Source organism: Paenibacillus sp. Paensp38 (assembly GCF_059491915.1).
Genome location: NZ_CP168516.1, coordinates 5,143,813 through 5,168,382, shown reverse-complemented (window position 1 = coordinate 5,168,382; position 24,570 = coordinate 5,143,813). Strand labels below are relative to the sequence as shown.

Annotated in this window: 21 protein-coding genes; 12 read left to right on the top strand and 9 right to left on the bottom strand. The window is 43.3% G+C overall.

The window, feature by feature from the left end; genetic code table 11:
• Positions 1-110 precede the first annotated feature (110 nt).
• Positions 111-1,232: an RDD family protein gene (locus ACEN8J_RS22855; protein ID WP_029518872.1), complete on the top strand. Its 1,122-nt coding sequence runs from the start codon at positions 111-113 to the stop codon at positions 1,230-1,232.
• Positions 1,233-1,455: 223 nt separating this feature from the next.
• A complete protein-coding gene (locus tag ACEN8J_RS22850) occupies positions 1,456-2,496 on the top strand; it encodes a CdaR family transcriptional regulator (RefSeq protein ID WP_029518873.1) in 1,041 nt (346 codons plus the stop codon).
• A 127-nt stretch (positions 2,497-2,623) separates the two neighbouring features.
• Here the strand turns inward: ACEN8J_RS22850 and ACEN8J_RS22845 are convergent, their stop codons facing one another.
• Both ACEN8J_RS22845 and ACEN8J_RS22840 read right to left on the bottom strand, forming a co-directional pair.
• Positions 2,624-3,769, bottom strand: a complete 1,146-nt coding sequence (locus ACEN8J_RS22845) for a glycerate kinase family protein (RefSeq protein WP_029518874.1) — start codon at positions 3,767-3,769, stop codon at positions 2,624-2,626.
• 21 nt (positions 3,770-3,790) lie between these two features.
• The gene (locus ACEN8J_RS22840) at positions 3,791-5,086 is read right to left on the bottom strand and encodes a GntP family permease (RefSeq protein WP_025719225.1); all 1,296 of its coding nucleotides are present in this window, start codon (positions 5,084-5,086) and stop codon (positions 3,791-3,793) included.
• A 212-nt stretch (positions 5,087-5,298) separates the two neighbouring features.
• Between ACEN8J_RS22840 and ACEN8J_RS22835 the strand changes: the two genes are divergently transcribed.
• From ACEN8J_RS22835 to gnd, 4 genes are all read left to right on the top strand, one after another.
• Complete coding sequence (locus tag ACEN8J_RS22835) at positions 5,299-6,030, top strand: GntR family transcriptional regulator (protein ID WP_029518875.1); 732 nt, start codon at positions 5,299-5,301, stop codon at positions 6,028-6,030.
• Entirely contained in the window at positions 6,023-7,561 is a 1,539-nt protein-coding gene (gntK, locus tag ACEN8J_RS22830) for a gluconokinase (protein ID WP_495594000.1), read from the top strand. The genes ACEN8J_RS22835 and gntK overlap by 8 nt, the downstream gene beginning before the upstream one ends.
• Positions 7,562-7,588: 27 nt before the next feature.
• Positions 7,589-8,935: a GntP family permease gene (locus tag ACEN8J_RS22825; RefSeq protein WP_029518877.1), complete on the top strand. Its 1,347-nt coding sequence runs from the start codon at positions 7,589-7,591 to the stop codon at positions 8,933-8,935.
• A 107-nt stretch (positions 8,936-9,042) separates the two neighbouring features.
• Entirely contained in the window at positions 9,043-10,446 is a 1,404-nt protein-coding gene (gene gnd, locus ACEN8J_RS22820; RefSeq protein WP_029518878.1) for a decarboxylating NADP(+)-dependent phosphogluconate dehydrogenase, read from the top strand.
• A gap of 196 nt (positions 10,447-10,642) precedes the next feature.
• Here the strand turns inward: gnd and ACEN8J_RS22815 are convergent, their stop codons facing one another.
• The 3 genes from ACEN8J_RS22815 to ACEN8J_RS22805 all read right to left on the bottom strand — a co-directional run bounded on the left by ACEN8J_RS22815 (position 10,643) and on the right by ACEN8J_RS22805 (position 13,922).
• Positions 10,643-11,599 (bottom strand): endo-1,4-beta-xylanase, encoded by a 957-nt coding sequence (locus tag ACEN8J_RS22815; protein ID WP_342445204.1) that lies wholly within the window; start codon positions 11,597-11,599, stop codon positions 10,643-10,645.
• Positions 11,600-11,897: 298 nt separating this feature from the next.
• Positions 11,898-12,836: an alpha/beta hydrolase gene (locus tag ACEN8J_RS22810; protein ID WP_029518880.1), complete on the bottom strand. Its 939-nt coding sequence runs from the start codon at positions 12,834-12,836 to the stop codon at positions 11,898-11,900.
• Between the two features lie 24 nt (positions 12,837-12,860).
• Entirely contained in the window at positions 12,861-13,922 is a 1,062-nt protein-coding gene (locus tag ACEN8J_RS22805) for an LLM class flavin-dependent oxidoreductase (protein WP_029518881.1), read from the bottom strand.
• 317 nt (positions 13,923-14,239) lie between these two features.
• On the opposite strand from ACEN8J_RS22805, the gene ACEN8J_RS22800 reads away from it, so the two are divergent.
• The 3 genes from ACEN8J_RS22800 (at position 14,240) to ACEN8J_RS22790 (ending at position 17,032) form a co-directional block, all read left to right on the top strand.
• Entirely contained in the window at positions 14,240-14,821 is a 582-nt protein-coding gene (locus ACEN8J_RS22800) for a TetR/AcrR family transcriptional regulator (protein ID WP_029518882.1), read from the top strand.
• Between the two features lie 80 nt (positions 14,822-14,901).
• Positions 14,902-15,348, top strand: a complete 447-nt coding sequence (locus ACEN8J_RS22795; RefSeq protein ID WP_029518883.1) for a GNAT family N-acetyltransferase — start codon at positions 14,902-14,904, stop codon at positions 15,346-15,348.
• Positions 15,349-15,583: 235 nt separating this feature from the next.
• Positions 15,584-17,032: a DEAD/DEAH box helicase gene (locus ACEN8J_RS22790; RefSeq protein WP_029518884.1), complete on the top strand. Its 1,449-nt coding sequence runs from the start codon at positions 15,584-15,586 to the stop codon at positions 17,030-17,032.
• 57 nt (positions 17,033-17,089) lie between these two features.
• Here the strand turns inward: ACEN8J_RS22790 and ACEN8J_RS22785 are convergent, their stop codons facing one another.
• Positions 17,090-18,172: an elongation factor G gene (locus tag ACEN8J_RS22785; RefSeq protein WP_239645252.1), complete on the bottom strand. Its 1,083-nt coding sequence runs from the start codon at positions 18,170-18,172 to the stop codon at positions 17,090-17,092.
• A gap of 307 nt (positions 18,173-18,479) precedes the next feature.
• Between ACEN8J_RS22785 and ACEN8J_RS22780 the strand changes: the two genes are divergently transcribed.
• Positions 18,480-19,070, top strand: a complete 591-nt coding sequence (locus ACEN8J_RS22780; RefSeq protein WP_029518886.1) for an RNA polymerase sigma factor — start codon at positions 18,480-18,482, stop codon at positions 19,068-19,070.
• Positions 19,031-20,098, top strand: a complete 1,068-nt coding sequence (locus ACEN8J_RS22775) for a DUF4367 domain-containing protein (RefSeq protein WP_029518887.1) — start codon at positions 19,031-19,033, stop codon at positions 20,096-20,098. The genes ACEN8J_RS22780 and ACEN8J_RS22775 overlap by 40 nt, the downstream gene beginning before the upstream one ends.
• Before the next feature lie 91 nt (positions 20,099-20,189).
• Here the strand turns inward: ACEN8J_RS22775 and ACEN8J_RS22770 are convergent, their stop codons facing one another.
• Positions 20,190-20,765, bottom strand: a complete 576-nt coding sequence (locus ACEN8J_RS22770) for a histidine phosphatase family protein (protein WP_029518888.1) — start codon at positions 20,763-20,765, stop codon at positions 20,190-20,192.
• A gap of 31 nt (positions 20,766-20,796) precedes the next feature.
• Positions 20,797-21,720 (bottom strand): AraC family transcriptional regulator, encoded by a 924-nt coding sequence (locus ACEN8J_RS22765; RefSeq protein ID WP_029518889.1) that lies wholly within the window; start codon positions 21,718-21,720, stop codon positions 20,797-20,799.
• A 191-nt stretch (positions 21,721-21,911) separates the two neighbouring features.
• Here ACEN8J_RS22765 and ACEN8J_RS22760 point away from each other — a divergent pair, with 191 nt between their 5' ends.
• The gene (locus tag ACEN8J_RS22760; protein WP_029518890.1) at positions 21,912-22,652 is read left to right on the top strand and encodes an SDR family NAD(P)-dependent oxidoreductase; all 741 of its coding nucleotides are present in this window, start codon (positions 21,912-21,914) and stop codon (positions 22,650-22,652) included.
• Positions 22,653-22,917: 265 nt separating this feature from the next.
• On the opposite strand, the gene ACEN8J_RS22755 is transcribed toward ACEN8J_RS22760, so the two are convergent.
• A complete protein-coding gene (locus ACEN8J_RS22755) occupies positions 22,918-24,417 on the bottom strand; it encodes a malate:quinone oxidoreductase (protein WP_029518891.1) in 1,500 nt (499 codons plus the stop codon).
• Between the last annotated feature and the right edge of the window lie 153 nt (positions 24,418-24,570).

Genomic DNA, 24,570 nt, shown 5'->3' with positions numbered 1-24,570 from the left:
GGATATTTATAATAATTTCTTTGTTTATAGAATGTTTTCCTAAACATGGATTGTAAAATGACCGTTAATATAAGGAGTGTGTTTTTAATTATTAAGAAGAGGTGTATTTTTTGGACGAACAGCACGTACCACACAACCCGCAGGAATCTTCAAGACAGATGTACATTCGGCATGGTCAAAATTATGGGGTAGATCCAAACAGGATGGCGGCGTTATCAAAAACATACGGGAACTCTACTCTGTTTAGACGGTGGGGAGCAACAGTTTTTGATTGCATATTTTTTTATCTTGGGTATATTTGTTTCTTTATTTCTGTCATTCAAATAACGGATAGATGGTTTTGGCCTTTAGCGATTGCATCCCGTTGTATTCTGCTTATTGCTTTCTTCAGCTATTATTTGCTTTTGGAAGGTTACACAGGCTATACGCTGGGTAAGTTCGTCTTTCGTATTAAGGTGGTTAACGGGGAAGGTAAGCCTCCTGGTTTTCTTAAATCACTCATTCGTACGCTGCTCAGGCTAATCGATACCAATCCGTTGCTAATGGGTGGGATACCTGCTGGTATCAGCGTGTTAGTAACTGCATCTAGACAACGAATTGGTGATTTAGCTGCAGGTACATATGTTGTAAAGGTACGGGATTTAGAGCCGATTAGCAAAAAGACAATGAAACGTTCGCTGTTTATATTTTTTACCGCCATAGTGATCTTGGGAGCCTCGTTTGTAAATGCTATTTTTATACTGGCAAATAGTTACGTGCCTCCTGAAGCTCCAGTGAGCAAGAAAGAGCAAAGCTATGTGAGTAAAGATGGACGATTTCAAATCACAGCCCCACTGGACTGGTCAACAGATCCGGACCGTGAAGGAAAAGCAGAGATTGCGATATTTAATCCGTACATTCAAAAGTCCGTTGTGGTACTATCCCACTCGAAAAAGCAATTGGGCAATATAACTCTCCAACAGTATGGTAAGAAAGCTGAAAATAACTTAACCAAAGAGTGGAACCTGTCCAGTGTAGGACCTGTCTCTAATACAACCATTCATGGATATCCTGCCCTTGAGTTCGCGATTAAAGGTAAAAAAGATGTGGATAAATATATCACCCACGTAGCGATTATAGAGACCGAAAAGGATTACTACCAGGTGCTAGGATATGCCCCAGCGTCTAAAGACGGCCGTTTAAAGAAAGAACTGCACGACATTATCTATAGCTTCCGCGAGGTTCGTCATTAGTCAGCGTGGCTGGCAATAAAAAGGATAGACACAAAAAGCAGGTGCTCCTTAGAGCCCTGTTTTTTTGCGTACAACGATTCTTCACATCTATGATAAAATGGACTGACATGCTCGGCGACCTGCCTTATCATATTGTTCAGATGCACAATAAATTGGAAACCCTTTCATAAAGGTAGTACATTAAGGTACACTATATCACGATAGATAAAGGAGGAATCCGGATTTGTTTCAGCTCTCCGAAAAACAAGCCCAAGACATCGTAGACAAAATGATGAAGGATATTCCATACAATATCAATATAATGAATGAACGAGGCATCATCATTGGCAGCGGCGAGAGTGAACGAATCGGAACCATTCACCAAGGCGCTGTTCAGGCGCTCGAAACCGGGAAAATGATTGAAGTGTGGCAGGACGGCCACTATGAGAAAAAGGGAACCAACGAACCGATTGTCATTCATCATGAGTTAGTTGGCGTGATTGGTATTTCAGGCAATCCTGATGAAGTGCGTCCTTTTTGCAATATTGTTAAAACTACAGTATCTCTCCTGATCGAACAGCGCATCTCATTGGAGCATCTGGCCTATGAAGCCAATCGCAAAAAATCTGTGCTGGAAATGTTATTGAATCATCAGGGAGCCTACACGCAAAAAATAAAAAAAGAAGCAGCTCAATATCACATTGATTTGCTTCTAAAAACTTCGGCTGTATATGTAAAGTATCTGCCTGCTGATCCAGCTCATTTAGCCGAGTTGTCCAATATATTCATGCAGCATCCCTCCTTTCGTATGGAGGAAGATTGTTATCTCGTCCTAATACAAAATCAGGAACCGACAGACAAACTGCTAGAGCCACTTGTGCGCAGCCATCCCGATGTGCTGATTACGGTCAGCAGACAAGAGCACAACATTGCGGATGTTTATATGCAAGCCAAGTCAGCTATGAATGTTTTACTGGCTTTGCGCCCGCCTGTGCAAAAAATTTCTTTTGCGGAAGTCGAATTTCTGGTCAAATTGAGTCAAACGAACCTGACGAACACGATCTATCTGGTGAGCAAGCTGGAGGATACCGTGGATTTGCTGGATACGCTGCGAAGCTTTATTAACCATAACGGCAGTGTCTCCTTTACGGCAGATGAATTAAACATTCACCGAAATACGCTGCAATACCGCCTGAAGCGCATCCATACCTTAACTGGTAAAGATCCCCGGAATCTCCTTCAGCTTTTTGAGCTTACGCACGGCTTATTGGCACTGTATCAATGAACAGCTGTTTCACGCCCCTGACCATACGCCAGAAATATCATGTATCCGCTCGCCGCACTCCCAATTTCTCAGTCAATCCGGCTTTAGCTAAGCTCGGGATTACAGGCGAGCGCTCGTATTATTCGGTTCACTTCTCGCTGAATTGAAGTACTCTTGCGATATTCTCGCACGTACGCTCTACGTTTTGCGGCCCTTCGGCCAGCAGCTTACCGAGCTCCGAGGCTCCCGGTACGATGCCGAACACCGCATCTATTCCTTCCTTGTACAACGTGTCGATCCCTTCCCCGATATAACCTGCAACCGCAATAACCTTTTTGCCAGACTGTTTGGCCGCCTGAGCTACTCCATAAGGAGTTTTACCGAATTTAGTCTGAAAATCAATACCGCCTTCCCCCGTCAAAACGATATCGGCCGTGGCAAGCTTTTGTTTTAAACCGGTGTATTCAATCACAATTTCAATGCCTTTTTGCAGCGCCGCTTGAGTGAAAATCAATAAGCCCGCACCCAATCCACCTGCTGCGCCTGCGCCTGGGAGATCGCGCACATCCTTGCCTAGTTGCTGCTTCACCACATCGGCGTAATGGGCAAGATTGGCATCCAATTGCTGCACCATCTCCGGGGTTGCCCCTTTTTGTGGCCCGAATACTTGAGAGGCCCCATGCTCTCCGCACAGCGGATTTGTCACATCACAGGCTACAATCAGTTGTACCTGCTGCAACCGGCCATCCAGTGATGAAATATCGACACTGGCCAGCTCGCCCAGACTACCGCCACCGCGCGGAAGAGTATTGCCTGTTGCATCCAGAAATCTGGCGCCCAGTGCTTCCGCCATGCCTGTACCGCCATCATTCGTCGCGCTTCCGCCAATGCCGATGATAATTTTTCGAATTCCCTGGTTCAGACATTCACGGATTAACTCCCCTGTACCGTAGGTGGTTGTCTTTAACGGGTTCTTGTTATCCTTGTTAACCAGATGGATTCCACTGGCGGATGCCATCTCGATTGCCGCCGTGGTGCCGTCTCCCAGCAAGCCGTATGCAGCAGTTACAGGTTCTCCAAGTGGTCCTGTCACCTCAATATAACGAACCTGTCCGCCTGTCGCATCCACCAGTGACTGCACCGTTCCTTCACCGCCGTCCGCCATCGGTACGTGGACGTAATTCGCTGCTGGATAGACCTTGCGCAGTCCTTTCTCCATCGCGATACACACTTCTTTAGCCGTCATGCTTTCTTTAAAAGAATCTGGTGCCAGCACAAATGTTTTCTCTCTCATCTTCTCACCCCATTGTAAATATTAAAGTAAAAATCCATACATGAGTGTCGCTACAATTGCCATCGTCCCACCCACAATAGCTTCGTAAGGAATCAATCCCATCCGTTGTTTAATGCTCATTTTCATGCTGTCTGCCGTGACGTGAAAATAGTTGCCCTGCGGCAAGGAATCAATGACTGTAGCTCCTGTATGCACCATCACAGCTGCGGCGAGCGGGGCCGTCCCCATGTTCAGAATGGCTTCCCCAAACGAGCCTGTCGCCAAAATAACTCCCGTCGAGGTGGACGCCGTGGCGGCTGCCATCAGAATACCTGCAAGCGGTGCCAAAAATGTACCGGAAACTCCCGAAGCTTCAATCAGGCCAACCACCTGTGCAGACAAGTTGGAGGCAGAGATCAGACCGGCAATCCCGCCTGCACCGATCAAAATCAGCACAGTCGCTGTCATTTTATTTAAACCGGAGGCCGAATACTTCAGGATATTGCGCCCTTGTCCCATGGCCAGCATACCCACAATCCCGGCGATCGGCAAAATGTACATCGCATCCACCTTGAAACTCGAAAGTGCTTCAATGCCGGAGATGGAACCAATCGGGTTAATCATCAGCAAAATAACAGCTACCAGCGGGGCTACAATCGCCCGTCCCAACGCTGGATATTTCGATGTATCGACATCACTGTCCATAATATCCTGGTCGGACACCTTCACACCTTTGGTTTTCAACATAGATGCCACCAATACAGTCATGATTAAACCGCATATCGCAGGAACCACGCCCGCCAACATCACGTGGCTTAAATCCAGATTAAATCCGCGCGCCGCCGCAATCGTATTAGGATTGGGAGAGATGATGTTCCCCGCTTTTCCGCCTCCAGACAAAGCCAACAGGAGCGCCAGCTTGGAAATCCCCATTTTGTTACCGACCGACAATGCAATAGGTGCCACAATCAGCACGGCAACGGGAATAAATACACCTACCGCCGTAATAATCATCGTCGCTAAGGCTAGTGCGAGTATCGCTTTACTACCGCCAAATTTCTTTACAATAGCCTGCGCAATCGTCTCCGCCGCCCCGGATTCCATCATTACGCCTGCCAATACACCTGCGGCAAGCACACGAATGACCGTCCCCATCACACTTTGCGTACCGCTTATTAACACGCTGATCGTCTGCTCCAGATTGGCTCCGCCCAATAAAGCGCCTACAATAGCTCCCAAAAATAAAGCATAAACCGGATTCAGCTTTCTTAATATCAGAATAATTGCAATAGCCAGCCCTGCCAGAGCCCCTATCCAACTGATCGTCAATCCTTCCATCTGTCTAACCCCCCGGGCAATTTTTGATTACGCTTTCATTATATCGATTGCTGTATGTGAAAAATATTGAAGAACAGACGAAATTGATTGTGCATTTGCACAAAAAAGTCCGAACAGGCTTACAAAACAAATTTAATGAATACGCTTGCAAATTTAAAATTTAAGATTATAATACCTGTATACAAGTATACTTGATTAATTGAGAAGGTGAAATGATGGTCGAATCAGAATTCCTATATCCCTCCAAATGGCTTTTAAAAGCCTCAGCTGGTGATCGCGTAACTTCCGAGCTTAGAATGCGCATTATTTCTGGCGGGATTGAAAGCGGTACCATATTATCTGAAAATAAACTAGCTGCTGATTTCACTGTAAGTCGCTCACCCATTCGTGAAGCGTTAAAAATACTGGCATCCGAAAATATCATTCGATTAGAAAGAATGGGAGCCGTTGTTATTGGTTTATCAGAAAAAGAAATAGAAGAAATTTATGATGTCCGTCTGCTCATAGAATCCTTCGTATTTGAACGTCTTGTAAAGATGGACACTGATGATTTGGCGAAGGAACTTAGTAAAATACTCGAAATGATGAAAGTCGCCATTAAATATGGTGATGCTGATGAGTTTTCATATCAAGATGTCTTATTCCATGAAACGATTATTCGTGCAGTCAATCATTCTCATATTCTGATGATTTGGAATAATCTAAAGCCTGTTATGGAAAGTCTCATTCTTTTGTCGATGCGTATGCGTTTCAAAGAAAAGTATGAAGATTTTACACGGATTATAAACAATCACGAACTTTATATTGAAGCAATCAAAGCAAAAGATAGAGACCTCATGATCAAGTCTTTACATGAAAACTTTGATGATGTTCAAGGTAAAGTAGAAGACCTATGGATGTCACAACAAATGCTATCTAAAGGAGTCGTGCAACCAAATGACTAACTATATGTTGGGTGTAGATATCGGGACCACAAGTACGAAAGCCGTTCTATTTAGCGAAAAGGGCGAAGTCATCCAACAAGAGAATATTGGATACCCGCTTTATACACCGGACATAGCGACAGCTGAACAAAATCCAGAAGAGATATTTCAGGCTGTCCTACAGGCCATTTCGAATATCATGAAATATCACTCACAAAAAAAGCTATCGTTTGTTTCATTTAGCAGTGCCATGCATAGTGTCATTGCGATGGATGAACATGACCGCCCGCTTACGTCTTGTATTACTTGGGCAGATAATCGAAGTGAAGCATGGGCACATAAAATAAAAGATGAGCTGAATGGCCATGAAGTCTATAAACGAACAGGAACACCCATTCACCCCATGTCACCCTTAACAAAAATAGCTTGGATTGTGAATGATCTTTCTGAAACCGCTGTCAGGGTTAAAAAGTATATCGGAATTAAAGAATATATTTTCAAAAAGTTCTTTGATCAATATGTAGTGGATTATTCCCTAGCTTCTGCCATGGGCATGATGAATCTAGAAAAATTAGATTGGGATGAAGAAGCATTAAAAATTGCGGGTATAACCCCTTCTCAATTATCTGAGCTCGTGCCAACAACCCAGATATTTACCAACTGTGATTCAGATTTAGCAAAAAAGATGGGGATCGATCCACAAACATCGTTTGTTATTGGAGCTAGCGATGGAGTCCTTTCTAATCTAGGTGTAAATGCGATACGAAAAGGCGAGGTTGCCGTCACAATTGGGACAAGCGGTGCCATTCGAACCATTATAGACAAGCCTCAAACAGACGAAAAGGGAAGAATATTTTGTTATGCCTTAACAGAAAAGCACTGGGTTATTGGGGGGCCGGTGAACAATGGCGGGATGGTCCTTCGCTGGATCCGTGACGAACTTGCCTCATCAGAAGTAGAAACAGCGAAAAGACTAGGAATTGATCCATATGATGTACTAACCAAGATTGCTGAACGTGTAAGACCAGGATCTGACGGATTGTTATTCCATCCATACCTGGCTGGTGAACGTGCGCCATTATGGAATCCAGATGTACGTGGCTCATTCTTCGGTTTGACGATGTCACACAAGAAAGAACATATGATTCGCGCAGCCCTAGAAGGAGTCATTTACAATTTGTACACCGTATTTTTGGCATTAACTGAATGCATGGACGGTCCCGTGACCCGAATTCAAGCTACTGGAGGCTTCGCGAGGTCAGAAGTTTGGCGGCAAATGATGTCCGATATATTCGCATCTGAAGTCGTCGTTCCAGAAAGCTACGAAAGTTCTTGTCTAGGAGCTTGTATTTTAGGCTTGTATGCCACCGGAAAAATCCAGTCCTTTGAAGTCGTCTCTGAAATGGTTGGCAGTACCAACAAACATACACCAAAAGAAGAAGCAACCAAGGAATACAGGAAATTGCTGCCGATTTTCATTAACCTATCCAGAGTATTAGAAGACGATTATACACGGATTTCCAATTATCAAAGAAGCTTAATTAAACACTAAAAAGATAAAAAGCAGGGGGTAATTACAATGCCATTAGTTATCGTAGCGATTGGAATTTTAGCATTACTCGTTTTAATCATGGGCTTCAAATTGAACACCTTTATTTCATTAATCATTGTATCGTTCGGTGTCGCTCTAGCACTTGGAATGCCATTAGAGGAAATTGTCAAAACCATCGAAGCCGGATTAGGCGGAACCCTTGGTCACTTAGCGTTAATCTTTGGACTTGGAGCGATGTTAGGTAAGTTGATCGCTGATTCTGGTGGTGCTCAACGAATTGCCATGACCCTCGTAGACAAATTTGGTGAAAAAAATATTCAATGGGCGGTCGTAGCTGCTTCATTCATTATCGGTGTAGCGCTATTTTTTGAAGTAGGATTAGTATTATTAATTCCAATCGTATTTGCCATTTCAAAACAATTAAAGGTTTCTATCTTACATCTCGGTATTCCGATGATTGCAGCTTTATCCGTAACACACGGTTTCTTACCTCCACACCCAGGGCCGACAGTTATTGCCCGTGAATATGGCGCGAACCTTGGTGAGGTTTTACTTTACGGTTTCATTATTGCCATTCCAACCGTTATCTTAGCTGGACCTGTATTTACGAAGCTTGCCAAAAAACTCGTACCTGCATCATTTACGAAAACTGGTAATATTGCCTCTTTAGGTGAACAAAAAGTATTTAAGTCCGAGGAAACTCCTGGATTTGGAATCAGTGTATTTACTGCAATGCTTCCTGTCATTTTAATGTCTATTGCTACGATTATAACTTTGCTTCAAAAAACAATGGGATTTGAAGATAATAGTTTACTAGCAGCGATCCGTTTTATTGGTGATGCATCAACTTCCATGTTAATTTCCTTACTGGTAGCTGTCTACACCATGGGAATAGCAAGAAAAATCCCAATCAAAAATGTAATGGCATCTTGTACAACGGCTATTACTCATATTGGGATGATGCTCTTAATCATTGGGGGCGGCGGAGCCTTCAAACAAGTACTGATTAATGGCGGCGTAGGCGACTATGTAGCTGAATTATTCAATGGAACTACATTATCACCCATTTTACTTGCCTGGATCATCGCTGCAATCTTACGTATTTCCTTAGGTTCTGCAACTGTTGCAGCTTTAACAACCGCTGGTTTAGTTATACCGATGTTAGGACAATCCGACGTTAATCTTGCTTTAGTTGTGCTCGCCACGGGAGCGGGTAGTTTAATAGCTTCACATGTTAACGATGCTGGTTTCTGGATGTTTAAAGAGTATTTTGGTTTAAGCATGAAAGAAACATTTGCAACATGGACATTGCTTGAGACCATCATTTCGGTAGCCGGATTAGGATTTATTTTAGTACTAAGTTTATTCGTATAAACCACGATTCCCGGGCGGTAGATCCCCCACTTATTTTTCTTAGAATCTTCTAAGTTTATAAGTGAGGATCTACGGCCTATTCATTTCAAACAAAAGGAGCAGAAAAAATGTCCAACACAATTGGTGTCATTGGTTTAGGGGTAATGGGCCGTAATATCGCCTTAAACATGGCTGGTAAAGGCGAGCAAGTCGCTGTCTATAATTATACGAGGGATTTAACGGACGATCTTGTCAAAAAAAGTGAAGGTCACTCCATCCATCCCTACTACGAAATTCAAGATTTTGTCTGCTCCTTAAAAACTCCAAGGAAAATTTTCCTTATGGTAACAGCGGGCAAACCGGTTGATTCGGTAATAGGTACATTAGTACCCTTCCTTGAAGCAGGCGATGTGATCATGGACGGTGGTAACTCCCATTACAAAGATACGGAACGTAGATATGATGAATTGAAGTCAAAAGGAATCGGTTATTTAGGAATCGGTATTTCCGGCGGCGAAGTTGGGGCTTTACATGGACCTTCAATCATGCCTGGTGGAGATAAAGACGTATATGAAAAAGCAGCTCCTATTCTAACAAAAATAGCAGACCAAGTGGGCGGAGATCCTTGCTGTGTTTATATGGGTCCAAAAGGATCCGGTCACTTTGTAAAAATGGTACATAACGGAATTGAATATGCAGATATGCAATTAATCGCAGAAGTCTATACATTTTTAAGAAAGAGGCTATGTTTATCTGTTAATGAAATTGCCGACATCTTTGAAACATGGAATCAAGGGGAACTGAAAAGTTATTTAATCGAAATTACCGCAGAGATTTTACGAAAAAAAGATGAAATAACAGGCTTACCTCTGATCGATGTGATTCTGGATAAAACAGGGCAAAAGGGCACAGGTAAATGGACAAGTATTCAAGCAATTGATCATGGAATCCCATCATCCATTATTACAGAGTCATTGTTTGCCCGTTACATCTCCTCTTTAAAAGAAGAACGAGTTTATGCAGGAAATATCCTGACAGGCCCAGAGATTGATCAGCGAAGTTTAGATAAAGCTGTGTGGATTGAGTACATTAGACAAGCTTTTTATATGGGTAAAATTTGTGCCTACGCGCAAGGATTTATACAATATAAAATGACTTCTGAGCTTTACGGATGGAATTTACCTTTACAGGATATTGCCCTTATTTTCCGTGGTGGTTGCATCATTCGTGCAGAATTCTTAAACGTAATAAGCGAAACATATCAAGAACAACCGAATTTGGCTAATCTATTAATCGCCCCGTATTTTGCTGAAAAAGTTAAAGAATATCAATTGGGATTGCGAAAAGTAGTCTGTGAGGGTATTAATTCTGCTATTTCGTTTCCATGTTTAAGTGCTTCACTTACTTATTTCGATAGTTACCGGACAGGCATTTCAAATGCTAACCTTTTGCAAGCACAAAGGGATTATTTTGGTGCCCATACTTATGAACGAAGTGATGCAGCAGGGTCCTTTCATACAAACTGGCAGTGATCGATAGTGGTAGTAAATCTCCAGTGCCCTAATGAAGTGGTTCCTTCCCTTCATTAGGGCACTCCTCGTTTAAGCTAAATAAAAAGAAGCCTTGGGCGTATAACATTTCAGCCAAGACTTCTTCAAATAAACATCTACCCAGCCCAGACATTTGGCAAAAGTTCGCATCTGTTGGGGTTTAAGTGCCACCCATAGCTTATCTTTGCAGATATTGTCTCAGCCATTGGAGCGCGGGACGTTCCGTGCCGTTAGAGTTCAGCAGATGTGTGTTCGGCTTCCAAGTTTGTCCCTGGATATACCCCCAGAGCGTAACTCCCTTCACCGCAGAATGCTTCCATAATACCGGAAATTTCTCCTTGTATCTGGCAAGCTGGGTGTTGTCGTCGCCAGTTATATCCAGCTCCGACACATAGATTGGCAATCCTGTTGCCGCCAGCTTGTTCAGTACAGTGTTCATCGTGTTAACTGAAACAGTGTCCATGCTAAACTGGTGGCATTGGATACCAATTCCGTCAATCAGGCCTCTGCTCTTGAGCTGATTAATAATATTGACATATTGGTCGGTTAACGAAGGATCATTGATAATTCCATATTCATTGATCAGCAGCTTAGCATTGGGGAAGGCTTGTCTGGCCTGTTGGAACGACCATATGACCCAATCCCATCCGGTCGACCCGTCACCACCAATGGCATTGCGATAGGACGGCTTCTGATGCAGCGGCTCATTCACCACATCTACAAACTCCGCATTCGGATAGCGTTGACCTGCTGCTTTAATCCACTGAGTCACTTCCGCTTTCTGATCAGCAGCCGACAGCCCCCTAACCCAACCTGGCTCCTGGGCACCCCATACCAACGTATGGAACTTGAACGGGAAGCCATTGCTACGGGCATAATTGTAGGCGGTATCGGCCTGTGACCAGTTCATGTTGTTACGGTTGCCTTCAACCGATTCCCACTTAGTCGAGTTTTCCGGCGTCACTTGATTCCAGTATGTCCCGTAACTAGGAGGGACACTGCCCGCAATGACATTCCCCAGGAATTTGCCACCGTTCGCCATACTGGCACTAGCCGGGTTTATCAGAACTGATGATAACAACACACCCGCCAACGCCAAGCTGCTTACCAACTTGCCCACTTTAAATTTCGACATACAATCTCCTCCTCATACGTATAGTTTTTTAATATTCCTACTCTTAAATAAATCGCTTACATTACCAATTATAAGAATGTAAGGTTATTATCTGCTACATGTAAAAGTAAAGATTTTACCCGAAAAACTTTACATCATTGCGGGGCGACTGAAAACCTGGTGCTCCTTTATCCCAAACAACTCCGAAATGACAAAAAAAGGTTGATGCAAAAAGTGATATGCTCCCCTTACAGTAGCAAGTTTTAACCTGCCTACTCTTTTGGGAACATATCACTTTGGAGACTGCCTATTTAATAGTTTAAGGATTAAGGGCTCTTGCAATTGCGTCTACATAACTTTGGCTAGCACGTTGGCTTACTTCTGCTTGTGGAACTATTCCCTCAAAATTGTGGAATGTGCCGGGATACAGATGGAATTCGACGTCCACCCCCGCTTGGGCAAGGCGTCCCACATATTCGATCGTCTCATCTCGGAATAGATCGAGCTGGCCTACGCACGTATAAGCCGGCGGCAGGCCAGCCAAGCTTTCTGCTCTCGACGGCACCGCATATGGGGACACCTCGCTATCTTCGGTACGATTGCCTAAGTACATGTTCCAGGCCGCCAAGTTGTTCTTCCGGTTCCATGGTGCGTTATCGGCCGTAATTTCATGACTTGACGCCGTAATACTGCGGTCATCGATCATCGGATACAGCGGCATTTGGAAAATGAGGGCTGGCCCACCTTTGTCACGAGCCATTAAAGCAAGTGCTGCGGTCAGCCCGCCGCCCCCACTTGCTCCTGCAATGGCGACCCGATCTAAGTCAATGCCCAGCAGCTCCGCTTCGTCGGTCATCCACGTCAAAGCGGCATAACAGTCATCGATGGCAGCCGGGTAGGGATGCTCAGGAGCAAGTCGGTAATCGACCGATACGACGACGCATTTGGCCGCCTGCACGAAGCGTTCGCACAAAGCATCGTCCATATCAGGATGGCCCATCACATAGCCTCCCCCGTGAATCCACAGCATGGCCGGAAGCCTAACGTCAGTTCGCTGAGCAGGTTCGTAGATTTTGACTAATATCTCGCCTGCTACACTCGGAATCATCCGGCTTGTCGTGCGTACGTGCTCCGACTGCTCAATAGGAGGACTAGACAAATAGCTTCTGCTCAGCTCTAAATTCTCTTCCAGTTGAAAACCAGAAAATTGTGCGATTACTGCCCTTAATTCTGGTAATAAACGATTTTCAAAATCCATGCAAATCACTCCTATGTTTGGTTTTTACAATCTTTTCTCCGTCTCCGCTTCCCACTTGGCTATTTCCTTCCGAACTCGGGGTGCTACCTCTGTTCCTAGCAGCTCAATGGCTCTCATCACTTCGGCATGCGGCATCGTGCTTAACGGAACATACAACATAAAGCGAGTAACACCTACATGTTTGCGAAGGTGAATGATCTTCTGGGCAACAGTCTCTGGATCGCCGACATACAGCGCACCTTCAAAGCTGCGCGCGGCATCGTAGCTAGAACGATCATAATGTGCCCAGCCCCGCTCCCTGCCCAATCTATTCATACCTGCCATCGTAGAAGGGAAATATGTATCTGCAGCTTGCTCATTATTCTCTCCGACAAATCCTATCGAGTGCGACCCAACCCTAAGCTTTGATTCCTCATGACCGGCGTGCGCTGCTGCCTTCTTATAAAGCTGGACAAGTGGTGCAAAATTTACCGGATTCCCGCCAATGATCGCGAGTATCAAGGGCAGTCCTAACAGACCTGCCCGGATAGCAGAATCCTGCCTGCCCCCGCTGCCAACCCATATGGGTAAAGGATTCTGAACCGGCCGTGGATACACACCCAAATTGTTAATTGCTGGCCGATGTCCGCCTTTCCAGGTTACTTTTTCGGACTCCCGTATTTTAAGGAGCAATTCCAAATGTTGTTCAAACAGCTCATCATAGTCTTCCAAGTCATAGCCGAACAGTGGAAAAGATTCAATAAAGGAACCTCGACCCGCCATAATCTCCGCACGTCCATTCGAAATACCATCCAGCGTAGCAAAATCCTGAAAAACGCGAACGGGATCAGCTGAAGAAAGCACTGTCACTGCACTGGTCAGCCGAATCCGTTTCGTCTGCGCTGCAGCCGCTGACAGCACAACTGCTGGTGAAGATGCAGAATAATCCTTCCGATGATGCTCACCTACACCAAACACATCAAGCCCCACTTGATCAGCAAGGATAATTTCCTCGACAACTTCGCGCAATCGCTGTGCGTGACTTATCACTTCACCTGTCTGAACGTCGGGCTTTGTTTCTACAAACGAAGTAATACCTATCTCCATCGTCCATCTCTCCTATTCTAATAGCTTTCTTTGTATGTTAATTAAATATCGGTAAAATATCATACCGATCGGTAAAATATTTTTCCCAGTAAATATAACTCATTAAAAAGAGTACTGTCAATAAATATAGTAAAAATCTTTGATTTATCCTCATACTGATATCTCCTTGGTGCGATAAACCAATCTGCATTTGACAATATAACGGGCTAATTATAAGATAATAACATACTAACTGGTACGCAAATAAAGACCCCTAACAATTATGATCAGAGTCATGGAATTAAGAATAAAATTACGAACAATGAGAGGTATTGATTATGGGACGAATCCGCGAATTTGACGAAGATAAAGTATTAGATGCAGCTATGCAAATATTTTGGGAGAAGGGATATGAAGCTACCTCATTGAGTGATTTAACTTCCAGAATGGAAATTCAACGACCCAGTATATATTCCACTTTTGGAGGCAAAAAAGAATTGTTCGAAGCTGCGCTGCGCAAATACATGATGTCCCGTGCTTCTCTGATCCGAACCAAACTTCAAAGCAATCCATCTGTAAAAGAAGCATTTCGGACTTTCTTTGAAGGTGTGGTCGATGAGGAATATGCGGAAAATCCTAGAAAAGGATGCTTTTGCATTAATACAATGGTTGAACTTGCGCCCCATGATGAGAAGTTTGAAATTCTTACAAGGGAGCATCAAATGTACCTAGCGGTTATATTTCAAGAAACCATTGAAAGAGGTATACAATCAGGTGAGCTTGAGATCGGGCTCAATGCGAAGGCTGTATCACAGGCGCTAGTCGTATCGTTAATTGGACTGACCGTAATGATAAAGTCTCGTCCAGAACGATCATTTATTGATAACACGATAGAGGTGACACTTACACTTCTTAAGTAATTCGGAATGAATTCAGTTTTGAATATATATGCTTTATTATGTATAATAATTCAAAACTAATAAAAAAGGGAGTGCATCTAATGTCATTTTTAATAAGGAACGCTAAGCCTGATGATTTAAACAGTTTAACCGAGTTAATGTATGAATACATCGTTGGTTTTTATCAAAACCCTAGGCCACCTATCGAAAAAATCCATAATTTGATACACACCCTTTTTGAGCAGCAAAGCGGTATACAATTTGTGGCGGAACAAAATGGAGAATTAATCGGCTTTGCTACATTATTCTTTACCTTTAGCACGATGAAAGCAGACAAAGTCACTGTTATGAACGATCTATTTGTATTGGAACCATTTAGAGATACAGAAGTAGAAACACAGCTTTTTTTAGAATGTCAAAAATACTCACGAAATCAAGGCTATGCTCATATGGCCTGGATAACTTCTACCGAGAATAAACGCGCTCAAATTTTCTTTAAAAAGATGGATGCTGTCCAAGGGAGAGATTGGGTTCACTTTTCATCGTAACAATACTTTTGATACGATTTTCCGCGCTAACGGCAGTTCAAAGGGCACCCGATTGGGTGCCCTTTGTTCGTAACACATGTTTTCACGCATGCGGATATGGAAACATGCTGATACCCATGCCTTCATGGCCTCCCTTTGCTGTCTGGATATAGAGTATACTAGATGAGTATAAGTTCGATACACGATGACATTATATATGTAATGGTATTCAAATACAGCGCAGAAGAGGTTGAAAATGAGTCAGAAGCATTTTACAGATTACGCATTAAGTGAAGAAATTGTAAGAGCGCTGAATAGCCTGGGCTATGAGACGCCAACAGAGATTCAGACGGAAGTCATTCCTGTGGCGCTTGAAAAGAAGGATCTTGTCGCCAAATCGCAAACAGGTAGCGGCAAAACAGCAGCCTACGGCATTCCAATCTGTGAGCTAGTAGATTGGAATGAGAATAAGCCCCAAGCTTTAATCCTGACGCCAACCCGTGAACTCGCGTTACAGGTCACCGAAGACATCACGAATATTGGACGCTTTAAGCGGATCAAAGCAACACCCCTTTATGGGAAACATCCTTTTCATATCCAAAAGGCTGAGTTAAAACAAAGGACGCATGTGGCTGTAGGTACGCCAGGACGTGTACTGGATCATATTGAACGAGGGACGTTACCGTTAGATCGGATTGCCTATCTCGTGATTGATGAAGCTGATGAGATGCTGAATATGGGCTTTATCGAGCAAGTTCAGTCGATTATTCAAGCGCTGCCTAGTGATCGGGTTACCATGTTATTCTCCGCTACCTTCCCTGAGGACGTAGCCACACTGTCACGTAAATATATGAAAGATCCTGTTAGAATTGAGATTAAAGCGACTGGTATAACGACCGCTACAATTGATCACTCTCTTATTCAGGTGAAGGAGTCAGACAAGCTGGCACTACTGCAAGATCTGCTCATTGTTGAGAATCCTGACAGCTGCATTATTTTCTGTCGTACGCAGGAGAATGTAGATACATTATTCAGGGCATTGGCTGATCTTGAATATCCATGTGATCGCATTCATGGTGGCATGGAGCAAGACGAGCGATTTGAGGTAATGAATGCATTCAGAAGGGGTCAATTTCGTTACTTGATTGCAACAGATGTTGCCGCACGAGGAATTGATATCACGAATATCACCCATGTCATTAACTACGATATTCCCCTTGAGAAGGAAAGCTATGTTCACCGCACAGGACGTACGGGACGTGCTGGCAAAACGGGGAAGGCCATTTCCCTCATCACTCCTAAGGATGGCCGAAGATTAGCTGATATCGAAGCATATATTGGATTCGCGATTCCGCAGGTAAAGGCTCCCTCAGAAGAGGCTGTTGACCTCCGTAGAGAAGATTTTGAGCAAAAACTGCATGTAAAAACCGCACTCAAAAAAGATAAGCGCGAGCAATTAAACCAACAGATTATGAAGCTGAACTTTAACGGCGGTAAGAAGAAAAAACTTAGAGCTGTCGACTTCGTGGGGACCATCGCTAAGCTTGACGGAGTCAACGCAGATGATATCGGGATCATTACGATTCTAGATAATGTGACAGATGTCGAGATTCTGAATGGCAAGGGTCCATTGGTGCTTGAGATTATGAAGAATACAACCGTAAAGGGTAAGCTGTTAAAGGTACGCAAAGGGAATAATAAGTAGAAGTATGCTGCATAAAAGAAGGTGAGGCAACCCCGCCCGTACAGCCGATAGTTTTCGTTAGCTAACGGGCGGGATTGCCGAGTTTACCTCTTGATCGTTTAATTCATCTTTCCATTTATCGATATCATAAATCACTTTAAATTTTTCTGTTAACTGAGTATCATCTTCAATTGGCACAAAGCTGTTTAATTCTATATGGAAGTCCGAAACATCTTTTTTATGGTCATACATCTCTTCTAGGATATCGATAATTGAGGAAAGTCTAGATTTAAATGATAACTTATAGTCATCTTCGTCCTTGAGTATACATCGATTTTCTACCCCTCTAAAAAAGGAGTTCTCTTCAAAATATAGCTTGTTACAGGTCATTTGGATCTGCATCAATGGTTCGCATATTTGCCAATCCGCTTGCTGCATAGCGGTTCTGAGTGATATATGTGCTCCACTAATGTAATAATAATCCCGATAAAAACACATTGAACAAGAAGCCTTCATCATTTTAATTTTTGAATCTACAGCAGGGTACCCTAATACAAATCCTTCAGCTAACAATTTCCTGGAAAAGTAATCTAACGATTTTACGAATAATTGGTATCCATGCTCCTTACCTTCCTCATCATCTTTATGACAGCAGTAATGAATAATATCTTCATTCACTTGTTTATTTTCATATTGATATCCCATCCCAGCCTCTAAATGACCAATATGAATTTCGACTCCTGCAAATAAGTCATTTAAACTTGTTATTCTGGAATGATTGCCTTTCAAATTTATGTTCAAGTCAGCAGTACATTCTCTATAAAGTATGCAGGTGTCTTTGATATTCAGGTTTATATCTTGTCTTTTCATAAAATCAGCGATTCTCTTGAGATGCAAGTAATCAATTCCTATAAAAATTATTTTCTCATATTCAATAGCTCCAGCAGCAGATTGATTAAAATGAACAGCAATACAAACATCCTCATCGTATGCTATTAATGTCTCAATACTCTCAGCCACCCTATTCCGTAGCGCAACTTGTCGAGGAAATGGCATGGTTAATCCAATGTATTTTGATTCTAGGTTAGGCAGCAGCTTCATTTGATCATGAAGGTAAAGCATCACATTATCAAAATTATATTTCTTAGCACTTACATTCATTAGAAACCGTATCCTCTCCTATTTATTTACGAGATGGCCCCAAAGCGTCCTCATAAGGCTTTTTATGAAGAATTCCGTAGACCTCCTTCTTATCAATATCTTAATTTCATTTTAACACCCCCCACTTCCACAATATACCTTTAACTCTATAAAACTAACTACGTGAGTGATTATTGTTCTGCTTTATCGTACTCTCTTAGAGAGTAGATTTAATACTAAAAAAATTTAGAAAAGGTGTCCCTTTCGGTCATCTTCATTTGTTATACAGGTATAGTTTTCTTTTTGATCAGAGGAGGTGCCTAAATTTTTGAATGAGGAAATCGAATACAAAATCAAACGAGTTCAAGCTGGCGAAATCCAGGATTACGCCTACATTGTGAAGGAGTATCAGCGTCAGATATTTGTGTATTGCTGGCGGCTATTAGGAAGTGAGCATGAGGCAGAAGAAGCCGTACAGGATATTTTGGTCAAAGCTTTTGAAAAAATTAACATGTACAAACCGACAATGGGCTTCTCCTCCTGGCTGTATAAAATGGCTTATCATCACTGCCTGAACTTGATTCGCAGGAAGAATCTACAGCGCAAATTTAAGATTACCCTGTTCACCTCAACTAATATGACTTCAGACAGTGCTGCGCAGGTTTTGGAACGTCAGCTTTTCAGTGAACCGCTGAGCCGGGCATTAGACCAACTGAATGCAGAAGAACGAAACCTGTTGGTGCTGCGCATTTTTGAAGAAAAAACGTTTGGAGAAATCGGGGAAATTATGAACAAGAGCGAGGAAGCTATCAAGAAAAAATACGGCAGAACAAAAACAAAGCTCAAAAAAATGATGGAACCCATAAAGGAGGACCCGAAATGCGTGAATTACAAGGCAGAAATCAGGAACAAAATCTGAAATACACCGATCCAAAAGACAAAGACTTAAAAAACATGGACAAGCTGACAGAACCAGAAAGTGTCCTAAAAATCCAAGCTTTTGACGTTTCTGACAAAGTGATGGAACAGGTCTACCAAAAGGTGACGCCCAAAAAGGGGTTCATTGTAAAAATGCGTCTTCAACCGCGCATTACCGCTCCCATTATGATCTTACTTTTTGTGTTAGGGGCTTCTGTGACCGGATACGCCGCTTCGCAATATCTTGAATTCCGCAACAGTAAGGGCGACGTTGTATTAAATACCGCCAAAACACCTGCCGAAACGGACGCTTCGAAAACGTATACCTCCACCTACGCACAGTGGAACGAAAAAGTGAAAGATCGCCTGCAGCCCGGAGAGTATGCTGCCTATTACGTCAAGGACGATTCTATGAATCAGAACAACCTATCTAATCCGGCCCTGTTTGCGTACAAGCCAGCTGAACTTTCAAGTTTCAACAGCTTACAAGATGAAATCAAGCGAACTGAGGCTCCATTATTCAGCAACCCCACTCATCTACCAGATGGCTATCAGTTTGAATTCGGATACGTCTATCCAAGCGCTGCATATCCTAGGATGATGGATAAAAAGGAATATCGAGCTTTAACCGATAAACTGATGCAACAGGCCCAAGCTGCACCGGAGGGTGAAAATCTGTTTATTCAAAAGCTGAGCTGGGACAAGTCAGACACCTCCTTTGCCCGGTATGCGAGAGGAAACGACTATGTAAACATTACCGTCACCAAATACACTTCTGAAGTCACAAAGACAACCATCATGCAAAATGAACAGGATTCGGCTGAGCAACTGACAATTAAAGGAACCAAGGCCTATTACATCAGGGCAAGCAAAACAAGCAATCCCTTGGAGGCCGGAAAAAACCGACTGGGCTGGCTTGATGAAAAAAGACGGTTACACTTCAACATATCTGATAACCAGGACAGTCCACTGACCAAGGAAGACCTGGTAAAAATAGCCGAGGATCTGCTTAACGCTTCACCGCAATAGCTATAAAAGAAAAGCTTTGAAGAGAGACCATCCTTTTTTAGGGGTGGTCTCTTTTTGGAGAATAGTCCTTATACCTTTTCCTCACAAACTATTACGGCATGTTCCACAATCTTTTCACCTCAACTAATTCCTGATCATTGAATTCCATTCTGTATACGTCTGGCTTGGATGTGTGTAGTAAAAAATTCAAATCGTACTGCTTGTCATAATGCCCCATCATTAAAGTCATTACAGCTCCATGAGTGCCTAATGCGACTTTCCGTCCTCGGTAGATTATTAGCAATTCCTTTAAGACTGTTATACTTCGATTCTGACAAACTGCATTAGACTCTCCTCCCGTTAAAGTAAAGTTGGGATCAGAAAATGACTTATCTAACAAAGGGAATAATTCATCATCGGGCATTCGGTTGTCTTCATTCAAAAAAATTCTTTCTTTAAGATCCTCGAGTATTAAAACTTCTTGTCCTGAGCATTGAGCTAATTCTTGAATGGTTAGGATTGCCCGTTGATATGGACTTGAAACGAAAACCTCGATCCCCTCTCCTCTCAATAACTCAGTTATTTGAAAAGCATCTGACTTACCTTTATCAGTCAAACCTCTTGTTCTTTCATTTCCTTCCGTCTTTGGTGATTCGCCATGTCTCACCATGTAAATGAAAGTTTTCATATTAACCTCCACGGATCACCCGATAAACTTCTCAATCAACTGAGACACTAAGAGAATTACGCAAATGTTTAACATCACTCATCGGTGGCCGTCCAAACATGCGTCCATATTCTCGGCTGAACTGCGAAGGACTCTCATAGCCAACGCGAAAGCCTACAGTGGCGGCCTCCAATCCCTCCGAGAGCAGTAAGCGGCGTGCAGCCTGCAGTCGAATGGCCTTCTGATACTGCAGAGGACTTATAGCCGTTACCTTTTTAAAGTGCTTGTGTAAGGAAGAAGGGCTCATGTTTACTTCCTTCGCCAATTCCTCGATCACAAGAGGCTTAGAGTAATCGCGGGTAATCAGATGGATCGCTTTGGAGATGCTATGTGCATAGCTGCCAACTACGGCAAATTGCCTGATTAAAGCTCCCTGCTCACCTTGTAATACACGATAAAGGATCTCGTGCGTGATAAGCGGCGCAAGAAACTGAATATCCGCAGGCGTATCCGAAAGTCTGACAAGCCGAAGCAGCGCATCAAGCAGCAGAGGGTCAAATTGGCTCACCAGTATGCCGCGTCCAGTCTTAACGTTACATGGAGGAGGACTCTTCTTGATAATGTCCAGGATGGCGTCTGGACTAATGGATAATTGAAGACTGAGATAAGGAAGCTCCGACGAGGCTTGAGTTATTTTACCAGTTACGGGAAGTTGAACTGATGTGACCATGTAGGTTGTTGGATCGTACACATAGTTTTCTCCAGCCAGCATTGCTGTCTTTGAGCCTTGCGCAACCACGTACAGGGAGGGCATATGGACCGTATGATTCAGCTCGGACACATGGCTTGCACGTCTGAAATAAAGTCCTGGCACAGACGAAACAAACGTACCGTCCGAAGACGCGCGTTGATCAATCAGACGAATCAGTTCTTGTAGATTCGTAGAAATATCAGAGGGGGGAGGAGACGAAACCATTCATGCTTCACCTTCCTTTCCGTTGAACGCTAATATTGATGTGCTAATTATATGCACGCCGAATAGGATTAGGCAAGAATTGGACTTGATCGGTCTACCTGTCTCAATTGAATTCTACTTAAAATTTACTTGCAAGGCCAACAAAGGGCCTAAGGCAAATAGATCAAAGAAAGAAGGATGGGGCTATGAGTTTGGAAGGAAGAATAGAGAACAAAGTCGTCGTGATTACAGGTGCAAGCAGCGGAATTGGAGAAGCAACAGCACTGTTGCTTGCCGAGCGTGGAGCAAAAGTCGTGCTTGGGGCGCGCGGGGTGGACCGCCTTGAAGCACTGGCGACACGTATTACGAATAGGGGTGGCGAAGCTGTCTATGCACGCACTGACGTTAGACGGCGCGAGGATCTGTGCAACCTCGTTACTTTGGCTTGCGAACGATACGGGAAGCTGGATGTTCTCGTCAGCAACGCTGGCGTTATGCCTATATCCCCTCTCGATGATCTGCGCGTGGAAGATTGGGAGCACATGATTGACGTCAACATTAAAGGCGTTTTGTATGGCATTGCTGCAGCGTTGCCTGTCTTTCGCAAACAGGGTTTCGGACATTTCGTGAACACTGCTTCTACAGCAGGACACAAGACCGTTCCGAACCAGTCGGTCTACTCTGGTACGAAGTTCGCCGTACGCGCCATCTCAGAGGGGTTGCGCCAGGAGGCTGGTGATAAACTGCGCGTAACCATCATTTCGCCAGGTATTGTGCAGACAAATTTCACCGAAAGTTTAACAGACCCGGCTATAAGAGATCAACTCGCCGTCATCCGGGATAAACTAGCCATGACACCAGACGCGGTAGCCCGCGCAATTGGATTCGCAATTGAACAACCGGCTGACATTGATGTGAACGAAATCGTGATCCGTCCAACCGCACAAATATAACATAAATAGATAGGGGCACCTCCTCTTGTGAGTGCGCCCCTATCTATTCATACATAAAGCTTTACCATGGAAGCTGTTCATCCATGTGACATCGAAAATGCAGAAGGATTGCAAAACTTTGTTTTGTTAAACAAACATTTTTAGCGGTGGGGATTTTCTTCCCACCGCTTGGTGTTGTTGCTTATTGGACTCTAAAATATATCGTAAGATTACTGTGCTTTTTATTAAAAATATTTGGATGATCGAGTTACTAGCCATGTAAAAATTAACGATGAAGCGGTTCCCTTTCGCCCAGACCGAGCACCTCCGTTGTGGAGTCATAAATTTCTTGGTAAAGCTCTGGGTTTTCCGCTAGTGACACCCCATAAGAAGGAATCATTTCTTTTATTTTTGGTTCCCACTCTTCCATATGTTGTGGGAAGCATTTTTCCAATACTTCCAGCATAACGTGAACAGCAGTAGAAGCACCCGGAGAGGCGCCGAGCAGTGCAGCTATCGAACCATCAGCAGCACTAACCACTTCTGTACCAAATTGAAGTGTTCCTTTACCGCCCTCCGTATCTTTGATCACCTGCACACGTTGACCCGCTACCACGATCCCCCAGTCCTCGATTTTGGCGTTCGGAATAAACTCGCGTAATTCTTCCAGACGCTTTTCATTCGATAACATCACTTGCTGAATCAGGTATTTGGTCAATGCCATCTCTTTTGCGCCTGCCGCCAACATCGTGATGAGATTATTGGGTTTTACAGATCCGATCAAATCCAAATTTGAGCCCGTTTTCAAGAACTTCGGTGAGAAGCCGGCAAACGGTCCAAATAGCAGTGCTTTTTGGTTACCGATATATCTTGTATCCAGATGCGGAACAGACATGGGAGGAGCACCAACCTTAGCTTTACCGTATACTTTCGCATGATGCTGGGCGACAACCTTAGGATTGTTACATACCATAAATAGTCCACTTACCGGGAATCCCCCGATATATTTGGACTCAGGAATACCGGTTCTTTGTAGCAAAGGTAGACTTCCACCCCCACCACCGATAAAGACAAATTTGGCAGTATGGTATTCGATTTTACCGTTATCCAGATTATGGACTTTGACTTTCCACGAGCCGTCGCTCGCACGTTTAATATCCTTTACACTATGCTTGTAATTGATCTCAACGTTTTTACTTTTTAAATGCTCAAACAACATGCGTGTTAAAGCACCAAAGTTGACATCTGTTCCAGAGTCGATTTTGGTTGCCGCGATTGGTTCATTCAATGTACGGCCTTCCATAATTAGCGGAATCCATTCCTTCAGCTTTTCAGGGTCGTCGGAAAATTCCATGCCTTGAAATAGAGAAATAGTTGAAAGCGCTTTAAACCTTTTTTTCAAAAAAGATACATTTTTCTCTCCTGTTACCAAACTCATATGAGGTATTGGCTTGATAAAGTCCTGAGGATTACGAATCAAATGGCTGTTTACAAGAAAAGACCAAAACTGTCTTGAAAGCTGAAACTGCTCATTAATGTCTACAGCTTTACGAATATCTATAGATCCATCAGCTTTTTCGGATGTATAGTTCAGTTCGCACAGTGCAGCATGGCCTGTACCTGCATTATTCCATTCGTTAGAGCTTTCTTCTCCTGCGTTTGCGAGTTTCTCAAACACTTTAATTTCCCATTCTGGTGCTAACTCTTTTAGCAATGATCCCAGAGTCGCGCTCATGACTCCGGCACCAATTAAGATAACGTCTGTATTTTTCTGAATGCTATTCATAAAAACCTTCCTTATCTCTTATATTTGCAAAAAAGAGCAGGCCCTCCTGCTTAGGTGATACAAGAAGCAAGGCTCCACTCAGGAACATATCTTTTCTGTCTCTATTATAACTAAAATATAATCTTTTAAAAATTATATTGTCTATTATCTGAT

Bases quoted from the DNA above. Each gene is read 5' to 3' on its own strand.
- ACEN8J_RS22795 (WP_029518883.1), top strand. From the start codon at position 14,902: ATGTCATTTTTAATAAGGAACGCTAAGCCTGATGATTTAAACAGTTTA.
- ACEN8J_RS22825 (WP_029518877.1), top strand. From the start codon at position 7,589: ATGCCATTAGTTATCGTAGCGATTGGAATTTTAGCATTACTCGTTTTA.
- ACEN8J_RS22805 (WP_029518881.1), bottom strand. From the start codon at position 13,922: ATGGAGATAGGTATTACTTCGTTTGTAGAAACAAAGCCCGACGTTCAG.
- ACEN8J_RS22815 (WP_342445204.1), bottom strand. From the start codon at position 11,599: ATGTCGAAATTTAAAGTGGGCAAGTTGGTAAGCAGCTTGGCGTTGGCG.
- gntK (WP_495594000.1), top strand. From the start codon at position 6,023: ATGACTAACTATATGTTGGGTGTAGATATCGGGACCACAAGTACGAAA.
- ACEN8J_RS22835 (WP_029518875.1), top strand. From the start codon at position 5,299: ATGATGGTCGAATCAGAATTCCTATATCCCTCCAAATGGCTTTTAAAA.
- ACEN8J_RS22845 (WP_029518874.1), bottom strand. From the start codon at position 3,769: ATGAGAGAGAAAACATTTGTGCTGGCACCAGATTCTTTTAAAGAAAGC.
- ACEN8J_RS22790 (WP_029518884.1), top strand. From the start codon at position 15,584: ATGAGTCAGAAGCATTTTACAGATTACGCATTAAGTGAAGAAATTGTA.
- ACEN8J_RS22765 (WP_029518889.1), bottom strand. From the start codon at position 21,720: ATGGTTTCGTCTCCTCCCCCCTCTGATATTTCTACGAATCTACAAGAA.
- ACEN8J_RS22840 (WP_025719225.1), bottom strand. From the start codon at position 5,086: ATGGAAGGATTGACGATCAGTTGGATAGGGGCTCTGGCAGGGCTGGCT.
- ACEN8J_RS22770 (WP_029518888.1), bottom strand. From the start codon at position 20,765: ATGAAAACTTTCATTTACATGGTGAGACATGGCGAATCACCAAAGACG.
- ACEN8J_RS22785 (WP_239645252.1), bottom strand. From the start codon at position 18,172: ATGAATGTAAGTGCTAAGAAATATAATTTTGATAATGTGATGCTTTAC.
- gnd (WP_029518878.1), top strand. From the start codon at position 9,043: ATGTCCAACACAATTGGTGTCATTGGTTTAGGGGTAATGGGCCGTAAT.
- ACEN8J_RS22800 (WP_029518882.1), top strand. From the start codon at position 14,240: ATGGGACGAATCCGCGAATTTGACGAAGATAAAGTATTAGATGCAGCT.
- ACEN8J_RS22810 (WP_029518880.1), bottom strand. From the start codon at position 12,836: ATGGATTTTGAAAATCGTTTATTACCAGAATTAAGGGCAGTAATCGCA.
- ACEN8J_RS22755 (WP_029518891.1), bottom strand. From the start codon at position 24,417: ATGAATAGCATTCAGAAAAATACAGACGTTATCTTAATTGGTGCCGGA.
- ACEN8J_RS22775 (WP_029518887.1), top strand. From the start codon at position 19,031: ATGCGTGAATTACAAGGCAGAAATCAGGAACAAAATCTGAAATACACC.